The sequence below is a fragment of the Isoptericola haloaureus genome, assembly GCF_036689775.1.
Classification (GTDB): Bacteria; Actinomycetota; Actinomycetes; order Actinomycetales; family Cellulomonadaceae; genus Isoptericola; species Isoptericola haloaureus.
Genome location: NZ_JBAGLP010000018.1, coordinates 1 through 368, shown reverse-complemented (window position 1 = coordinate 368; position 368 = coordinate 1). Strand labels below are relative to the sequence as shown.

Below are 368 nucleotides of genomic sequence, written 5' to 3'. Positions count from 1 at the left end.
GACCCGGCGGCCCGCCAGCAGCGTGGACAGCCACAGGGAGAGTGCCCAGGGAGCCGCGACCCCGAGCCAGCCGGGCCCGGAGCCGCCGCCGGCGACGTGCGACGCCAGCGCGACGCCGGTGGTCAGGGCCGCCACCAGGGTGCCGCGCAGCACGCGGACCCGGCCCGCCGACCCGGCGGTACTCACCGCGGTCCACCCTCGTCCCCCCGCGGCGGCCCCCCGCCCCCCGGGCCCCCGGCGTCGCGCTGGCGTCGCACGTCGCCGGCGGCGGCTCCGTGCCCGGCTGGCTCGGGGTCGCGGCTCCCCGGGCACGCGCCCTGTGGCTGTCCACGCTGCTGGCGGGCCGCCGGGTCGCGCGCTGGCGGACG

1 pseudogene is annotated in these 368 nt (G+C 83.2%); it reads right to left on the bottom strand.

Annotated elements, in window-relative coordinates:
• Nucleotides 1–186 (bottom strand): annotated as a pseudogene (locus V5O49_RS00060) (hypothetical protein); the annotation flags it as partial.
• Nucleotides 187–368: the final 182 nt, after the last annotated feature.